A 7,385-nucleotide genomic window follows, 5' to 3' on the forward strand; every position below is an offset into this window, starting at 1 on the left:
GTTCGGCCCGGCGGGGGCTGGTCGCGCAGTTCCCCGCGCCCCTGAGAGGCCTGCGGCCTTCAGGGGCCCGCTACTTCCGGGTCACCGACACCCGGTAGTCGCCGGACGCGTCCACCCCGGTCACCGCGATGCGGACGCCCGACTTTCGGTCGCGGAAGACCTCGCCGGGGCGCCACGTCGCGTCGGAGAGTTCGGCGTGGACGTTGGGGCGGCGGGTGCAGCCCCCGGAGTCCGGCGTCGCGTCCTCCACGGTGACCGGGCCGTGCCCGGTGTCGACGTCGGCGTCGACCCGGTAGATCAGCACCCCGGGCCGGCACACCGCCTCGTCGTTGCCGCCGGGCGTGCGCACCTCGACCGCGTACCCGGTCTTCGCGGTCAGCGGCACGAACGCCATCTTCGTACCGTCGTCCTGGGTCCCCATCGGCGAGAGCACGTGCTGGGTGGTGCCGGGCTGGGCCGCGCAGCGGATCTGGGAGTCGTCGAGCCAGCCCAGCTTCCACTTGTGCCAGCCGAGCAGATCGTTCCCGACGCCCCAGTCCTCGCTCATGATGTCCCAGTGCCCGACGGCGCCGCCGCCGTCCTGGGTGTAGAGGTCGGGCAGCCCGAAGACGTGCCCGTTCTCGTGCGGCAGCACCCGGTACCCCGTCTTCGCGTACGAACCGGAGCCGTCGTCCTGCCGGGAGTACACGAAGGACACGTTCGACAGCGGCACCCCGTCGGCGACGGGGGCGTCGTGGTTGCCGGCGAAGGTCACCGACAGCACGGTGTCCAGGGCGGACGGTCCCGCGTTCGGGGTGACCAGGACGTTCACGAGGTCGTAGGCGCGGAAGTCCACGTCCGGATCGGCGGCCGCCACGATGTCGTCGACCAGCTCGCGATAGCCGGGGTCGAAGGGGGCGCCGCGTTCTATCCCGTACGCGCTGAACGCCTTCGGCATCCGCAGCCAGTGCTCGACCGGGGCCTCGGGGACGTAGTCGAGCTTGCCGTACGAGGCGGCGGCGAACCAGCGCTGGGTCTGCGGGAAGAACTCCGCGAGCCGGTCCTCGGCGCTGCCCTCGCCGGGGGCGTCGGGGAAGTCCACCATCAGGTTGAGCGCGCGGACGGTGCCGGTCGAGCGGGCGTAGCCGGAGGCGGTGGGGACGCCCTCCGACATCTGGACGCCCAGCGCGCCGCGGATCATGCAGGAGCCGAGGGAGGTGGCCCGGGCCAGTGCCACCGGTCCCGCGGCGGTCGGCCGGCTGTCGACGGTCCGGCCGGTGCTGGCGGACATGGTCAGCGCGAGGGCCACGGCGGTGGCCCCGGCGAGCAGTGCGCCGCGCCGGCCCCTGCGTATCTGCTGCCGCATCCGATCCGCCTCACCCTCGTGGTCCGGGGTCCGTTTCGATCACCCTGTGACGAGGTGCGGCGTGTCGCGCGCTGGGTGCGCCGATCGTGGGGTTCTCCCGCAGAAGTGTGTGAGGCAGGTCACATCAAGGCGCGGAAATAACCGGGGACGCTTTCCCCGTTTGGCATAGGTGTCGACGAAGCGGGGACCGGCTCCCCGCTTCACGGACCCGGACGCAGAACCAGCCCAGCCCAGACCCTGGAATCAAGGAGACCGTCGTGGCCACCGCCCCCGTGACCGAGCAGCCGCAGCGCCGCGCCCCGCGCCCGCGGGCCGACGCCGTGCGCAACCGGGAGCGGATCGTGGCCGCCGCGCGCGAGCTGCTGGTCGAGCACGGGACCGAGCTCCCGCTCGACGAGGTGGCCCGCCGCGCGGGCGTCGGCAACGCCACGCTCTACCGGAACTTCAAGGACCGGGGAGAGCTTCTGCACCACGTCGTCCTCACCGTCACCGACCACGTGACGGACCACGCGGAGCAGGCTCTCGCCGCCGAGGAAGCCGGCGAGGACTCCTTCGAGGTGCTGCGCCGCTTCGTGCACGCCGCCGCGGACGAGCGCATCGGCGCGCTGTGCCCGCTGCTCAACGCGACGTTCGACAAGGACCACCCCGAGGTGGTCGCCTCCCTGGACCGGCTCACCGCCGCCATCGAGGACCTCATCGGCCGCGCCCACGCGGCCGGGCGGCTGCGCCCCGACGTCGGCGTCGGGGACCTGATGGTCGCCCTCTCCCAGCTCACCAGGCCGCTGCCGGGCACGGCATGCCTGGGCTTCGACCGCTACGTCCACCGTCATCTGCAGCTGTTCCTCGACGGCCTGATGACACCCGCCCGCTCGGAACTCCCGGGTGAGGCCGCGACCTTGGAGGACCTCCGCCAGGACTAGCTCCTCGCCCGAGCCCGTATCTCCGCACCCCTCATGCCTCAGGCGCCCGCACGCGCCCGTACGCACCCGAATTCTCACGCTTATTCACGACTTGGAGTCCCGCTGTGGGTACGCCCTTGCCTGACACGGCACCCGACGCGCGACGCTGGAAGGCTCTCGTCTTCATCGCGCTCGCCCAGCTGATGGTGGTCCTCGACGCCACCATCGTGAACATCGCCCTGCCCGCCGCCCAGAGCGACCTCGGCATATCCGACGGCAACAAGCAGTGGGTCATCACGGCCTACGCGCTCGCCTTCGGCGGCCTGCTCCTGTTCGGCGGGCGCATCGCCGACCTGTGGGGCCGCAAGCAGACCTTCGTCACCGGCCTCATCGGCTTCGCCCTGGCCTCCGCGGTCGGCGGTGCCGCGCAGAACGAGGCCATGATGTTCGGCGCCCGGGCCCTCCAGGGCCTCTTCGGCGCGCTGCTCGCCCCGGCCGCGCTCTCCCTGCTCGCCGTGATGTTCACGGACGCCAAGGAGCGCGCCAAGGCGTTCGGCATCTACGGTGCGATCGCCGGTGGCGGTGGCGCCGTCGGCCTGATCCTCGGCGGTTTCCTCACCGAGTACCTGAACTGGCGCTGGACGTTCTTCGTGAACATCCCGTTCGCGATCGTCGCCGCGGCCGGTGCCGTCCTCGTCATCCGTGAGCCGGCCGGCGGCCGCAACCGCTCGCCGCTCGACATCCCCGGCGTGCTGCTGTCGACGCTCGGCCTGGTCTCGCTCGTCTACGGCTTCACGCGCGCCGAGACCAACGGCTGGTCCGACGCGACCACCATCGGCATGTTCGTCGCCGCGGCCGTGCTGCTGCTCGCCTTCGTCGCCGTCGAGGCCCGGGTCAAGCACCCGCTGCTGCCGCTGCGCGTGGTCGCCGACCGCAACCGCGGCGGTGTCTACGCCTCGCTCGGCCTCGCCGTCATCGCGATGTTCGGCCTGTTCCTCTTCCTGACCTACTACCTCCAGGTCGTGAAGGGCTTCTCGCCGGTCAAGACCGGCTTCGCGTTCCTGCCGATGATCGCGGGCATGATCGCGGGCTCCACCCAGATCGGCGCCCGTCTGATGACCCGCGTCCCGCCGCGCCTGCTGATGGGCCCGGGCTTCCTGGTCGCCGCGCTCGGCATGGGCCTGCTGACCCAGCTGTCGGTCGACGCGTCCTACCCGGCCCTGATCCTGCCGGCCCAGCTGCTGCTCGGCCTCGGCATGGGTACGGCGTTCATGCCCGCCATGTCGCTCGCCACGATCGGTGTCGAGGCGCGGGACGCGGGCGTGGCCTCCGCGATGGTCAACACCTCGCAGCAGGTCGGCGGCGCCATCGGCACCGCTCTGCTGAACACGATCGCCGCCTCGGCCACCACCGCGTACCTGGTGGACCACGCCGCCGGCGCCCGCAACCAGCAGCTGCTCCAGGCGCAGGCCATGGTGAACGGCTACACCCACGCCATCTGGTGGGCCGTCGGCATCCTGCTGGTCTCGGCGACGATCGCCCTCACCCTCATCAACACCGGCGTCCCGGGCGTCGGCGCGGCCTCGGCCCAGTCGGGTTCCGGCGACGAGGACGGCATCGAGGACGAGTTCAAGGTCCCGGTGATCGCGCACTGATCCCGGTGGGGGCCCCATCGGCGGCCCCCGTGGGCGGCCTCACCTGAGCCAGGGGAGGTCCGCCCCGGCCTCCTTCGGCTGAAGTCCCTCGGCGACGATCCGCATGATCTCGCCGAGGGACTTCTGCTGTTCCGCGTCGAGCCGGTCGAACAGCGCGTGCCGGACCGCCGACACATGGCCCGGCGCCGTCCGCTCCAGGACGCCGAGCCCCTCCTCGGTGAGCACCGCGAACTGGCCGCGCTTGTCCGAGGGGCAGTCCTCGCGGCGCACCCAGCCGTTCGCCTCCAGGCGGGCGATCGCGTGCGAGAGACGGGAACGGGTGATCTTCGCGTCCCGCGCCAGCTCCGTCATCCGCAGCCTCCGGCGCGGGGACTCGCTCAGCTTCACCAGGAGCCCGAAGTAGACGTGCGGCATCTTCGCGTCGCGCTGGAGTTGCCGGTCCAGGTGGTCCTCCAGGAGCGTGGTGGCATGGAGGTACGCCCGCCAGATGTGCTGTTCGTCCTCGGAGAGCCACACGGGCCCGGTCGCGTCGTCCACGTTGTTCTTCGGCTCCATGGCATCCATCGTAAAGACCTCCTTCTTGAATGTTAAACAACTTACGGGTACTTTTGGGTGCAGCAGCACTTGAAACTTCAAGGAGGTTGTCGTGACCACCCCCCTCGCCCCCGAGCGCATGCCCGCGCTCTACCTCTCCCACGGCGCCCCGCCGCTCGCCGACGACGCGCTCTGGCCCGGCCAGCTCGCCGCCTGGTCGGCCGGTCTGCCCCGCCCCAAGGCGATCCTGATGGTCTCGGCGCACTGGGAGGAGGCCCCGCTCGCCCTCGGCGCCGTCGAGACGGTGCCGCTCGTCTACGACTTCTGGGGCTTCCCCGAGCACTACTACCAGGTGACGTACGGGGCTCCGGGCGCGCCCGGACTCGCCGAGTCCGTACGCAAGCTGCTGCGCGCTCCGGGCACTCCGGTGCAGGACGTGCCGGACCGCGGCCTCGACCACGGCGCGTACGTGCCGCTCGTCGAGATGTACCCGGACGCCGACATCCCCGTCCTCCAGGTCTCCATGCCGACGCTCGACCCGCAGAAACTGATGGACATCGGGCGACGCCTCGCGCCCCTGCGCGACGAGGGGGTGCTGATCGTCGGCTCCGGGTTCTTCACGCACAACCTCGCCGCGCTGCGGCAGGGAGGCATTCCGTCGTGGTCGGCCGAGTTCGACGACTGGGGGCAGCGGGCGCTGGACGCCGGGGACGTGGACGCGCTCCTCGACTTCACGCACAAGTCGCCGGCCGGAGCGCTGGCGCATCCGCGCACCGAGCACTTCGCTCCGCTGTTCGTGACGATGGGCGCCGCCGATGCCTCCGGCGAGCTGGAGGTGCAGCGCTCGGTGATCGACGGGTTCTGGATGGGGCTGGCGAAGAGGTCGCTGCAGTTCGGGTGACGGGGCCGTGCTCTCGGGTGCGACCAGCCCCCCACCGGCCCGCAGGTGGCGACGGAGGTCGTCCTAGTCTCCGGGGATGGATGATGCGACCGAGGTGACGATCAGGGCGGGGCGCGAGAGCGATCTGGGGGCGCTCACCGAGATCTACAACGCGTACGTCCGGGACACTCCGATCACCTTCGACACCGAACCCTTCACGGAGGAGGCCCGCCTGCCCTGGCTGCGGGCCCACCCCGATCACGGCCCGCACCGCCTCTTCGTCGCCGAGGGGGCGAAGGATGGCGGCGGGATTCTCGGGTACGCGACATCGAGCGCGTTCCGGCCCAAGGCGGCGTACTCCACCTCCGTCGAGGTCACCGTGTACTGCGCCCCGGACGCCGGCGGACGCGGTATCGGAACGCTGCTGTACGAGGCGCTGTTCAAGGCGCTGGGCGGCGAGGACGTGCACCGCGCGTACGCGGGGGTGACCCAGCCCAACGAGGCGTCCGTGCGGCTGCACACCCGTTTCGGGTTCCGCCCGGTCGGCACGTACCGGGAGGTCGGGCGGAAGTTCGGCCGGTACTACGACGTGGCCTGGTTCGAGAAGGAACTGGGTGACGAAAGGCCCTCGGGTTCGTGACCTTTGCGGAGCGCAGACGGGCCCGGAACAGGCAACCATCAGAGCGCCAGGGTCGTCTCAGGTGGCAGAGGCCCGCCGCGGACCACGAGTGTCGTCACTCGCGCATCACGGCCTGACCTGCGTCTCTGTGAGCCCCGGCGGCATCTTGTCGGCGCTCTCGCGCAGTGTGGCGCGACAGGGTACTGCATGATCACAAAAAAGATGGGCGGCTTGGGAATTCTGTCCGGATTCCAAGCGTTGATTCCTTCGGATGCAGGGCACCCGTGAAGGGCGACAAGCCGACCTACCACCGCAAGGGAGCACGCATGGCAACCCGTGCCGTAGCCCGTCGTAAGTCCGCCGCCTCCGGCGAGACTGACGCGGCACGCAGTGTTCGCGCCGTAGGCGGGGAGATCGCCGACCGCGACCTGGTCGGCATGTACCTCGACGAGATCGCGCGGACACCGCTGCTCGACGCCGCCAAGGAAGTCGAGCTCTCGCAGACCATCGAGGCGGGCGTCTACGCCCAGCAGATCCTCGACGGCGAGCTGGGCGATTTCGGCGACAGCGAAGCCGCGGGGAAGGCGTCCCGCGAGGAGCTGGAGGCCCTGGTCGCGGAGTCCGAGAAGGCCAAGGACATCTTCATCCGGTCGAACCTGCGGCTGGTGGTCGCGGTGGCCCGTCGCTACCCGCGCTCCGGCCTGCCCCTGCTCGACCTGATCCAGGAGGGGAACGCCGGCCTGGTGCGCGCCGTCGAGAAGTTCGACTACCGCAAGGGCTTCAAGTTCTCGACGTACGCGACGTGGTGGATCCGTCAGGCCATCACCCGTTCCATAGCCGACCAGTCCCGCACCATCCGCCTCCCCGTCCACCTGGTCGAGGAGCTGGGCCGCATCCGCCGGGTGCAGCGCGAGTTCAACCGTGAGAACGGGCGCGAGCCCGAGCCCGCGGAGATCGCCGCGCAGCTCGACAAGACGACCCCGGAGCGCGTCACCGACGTCCTGGACTGGGCCCGCGACCCGGTCTCGCTGAACATGTCGGTGGACGACGAGGGCGAGACCCAGTTCGGCGACCTGCTGGAGGACACCTCGGCGGTCTCCCCGGAGCAGTCGGTCCTGACCCTGCTGCGCAGCGAGGAGCTGGACGATCTGATCGGCCGGCTCGACCAGCGCACCGCGTCGATCATCAAGATGCGGTACGGCATCGAGGACGGGCGCGAGCGCACCCTCACCGAGGTGGGCAAGGAGCACGGGCTCACCCGCGAGCGCATCCGGCAGATCGAGAAGCACGCCCTTCTCGAACTGAAGAAGCTGGCCCGCGACACCGGCTTCGACGCCGCCGCCTGATATCCCGGGGTGTGCCCCGTCAGGGGCGCGGGGAACTGCGCGACCAGCCACGACGAAAGCCGCGGACGCGGGATGGGGGGAACATGGCAGTCGCGTCGCGGGGTTTT

General features: G+C 70.8%; 7 protein-coding genes. 5 read left to right on the plus strand and 2 right to left on the minus strand.

Annotated features, from left to right (window positions below):
• Positions 1 to 70: 70 nt before the first annotated feature.
• Positions 71 to 1,345 (minus strand): M6 family metalloprotease domain-containing protein, encoded by a 1,275-nt coding sequence (locus tag ABT127_RS35540; RefSeq protein ID WP_351459460.1) that lies wholly within the window; start codon positions 1,343 to 1,345, stop codon positions 71 to 73.
• 257 nt (positions 1,346 to 1,602) lie between these two features.
• Here ABT127_RS35540 and ABT127_RS35545 point away from each other — a divergent pair, with 257 nt between their 5' ends.
• Positions 1,603 to 2,265, plus strand: coding sequence for a TetR/AcrR family transcriptional regulator (locus ABT127_RS35545; RefSeq protein ID WP_351459463.1), 663 nt, complete (start codon positions 1,603 to 1,605; stop codon positions 2,263 to 2,265).
• A 104-nt stretch (positions 2,266 to 2,369) separates the two neighbouring features.
• On the plus strand, positions 2,370 to 3,899 hold the full coding sequence (locus tag ABT127_RS35550) for an MFS transporter (RefSeq protein ID WP_351459464.1): 1,530 nt from the start codon (positions 2,370 to 2,372) through the stop codon (positions 3,897 to 3,899).
• A 39-nt stretch (positions 3,900 to 3,938) separates the two neighbouring features.
• On the opposite strand, the gene ABT127_RS35555 is transcribed toward ABT127_RS35550, so the two are convergent.
• Entirely contained in the window at positions 3,939 to 4,454 is a 516-nt protein-coding gene (locus ABT127_RS35555) for a MarR family winged helix-turn-helix transcriptional regulator (RefSeq protein ID WP_351459477.1), read from the minus strand.
• Positions 4,455 to 4,572: 118 nt separating this feature from the next.
• On the opposite strand from ABT127_RS35555, the gene ABT127_RS35560 reads away from it, so the two are divergent.
• The 3 genes from ABT127_RS35560 (at position 4,573) to ABT127_RS35570 (ending at position 7,278) form a co-directional block, all read left to right on the plus strand.
• Positions 4,573 to 5,334: a dioxygenase family protein gene (locus tag ABT127_RS35560; protein WP_351459480.1), complete on the plus strand. Its 762-nt coding sequence runs from the start codon at positions 4,573 to 4,575 to the stop codon at positions 5,332 to 5,334.
• A gap of 76 nt (positions 5,335 to 5,410) precedes the next feature.
• Positions 5,411 to 5,953 carry a GNAT family N-acetyltransferase gene (locus ABT127_RS35565; RefSeq protein WP_351459466.1) on the plus strand — a complete coding sequence of 181 codons (543 nt, stop codon included), beginning with the start codon at positions 5,411 to 5,413 and terminating at the stop codon, positions 5,951 to 5,953.
• Between the two features lie 305 nt (positions 5,954 to 6,258).
• Positions 6,259 to 7,278 carry a sigma-70 family RNA polymerase sigma factor gene (locus ABT127_RS35570; RefSeq protein ID WP_351459468.1) on the plus strand — a complete coding sequence of 340 codons (1,020 nt, stop codon included), beginning with the start codon at positions 6,259 to 6,261 and terminating at the stop codon, positions 7,276 to 7,278.
• Positions 7,279 to 7,385: the final 107 nt, after the last annotated feature.

It is taken from the genome of Streptomyces sp. NPDC001904, from assembly GCF_040297005.1.
Lineage (GTDB): Bacteria > Actinomycetota > Actinomycetes > Streptomycetales > Streptomycetaceae > Streptomyces.

What these genes read in the sequence shown, in the direction of transcription:
- ABT127_RS35540 (WP_351459460.1), bottom strand. Translation starts at nt 1,345, where the DNA reads ATGCGGCAGCAGATACGCAGGGGCCGGCGCGGCGCACTGCTCGCCGGG.
- ABT127_RS35560 (WP_351459480.1), top strand. Translation starts at nt 4,573, where the DNA reads ATGCCCGCGCTCTACCTCTCCCACGGCGCCCCGCCGCTCGCCGACGAC.
- ABT127_RS35555 (WP_351459477.1), bottom strand. Translation starts at nt 4,454, where the DNA reads ATGGAGCCGAAGAACAACGTGGACGACGCGACCGGGCCCGTGTGGCTC.
- ABT127_RS35570 (WP_351459468.1), top strand. Translation starts at nt 6,259, where the DNA reads ATGGCAACCCGTGCCGTAGCCCGTCGTAAGTCCGCCGCCTCCGGCGAG.
- ABT127_RS35565 (WP_351459466.1), top strand. Translation starts at nt 5,411, where the DNA reads ATGGATGATGCGACCGAGGTGACGATCAGGGCGGGGCGCGAGAGCGAT.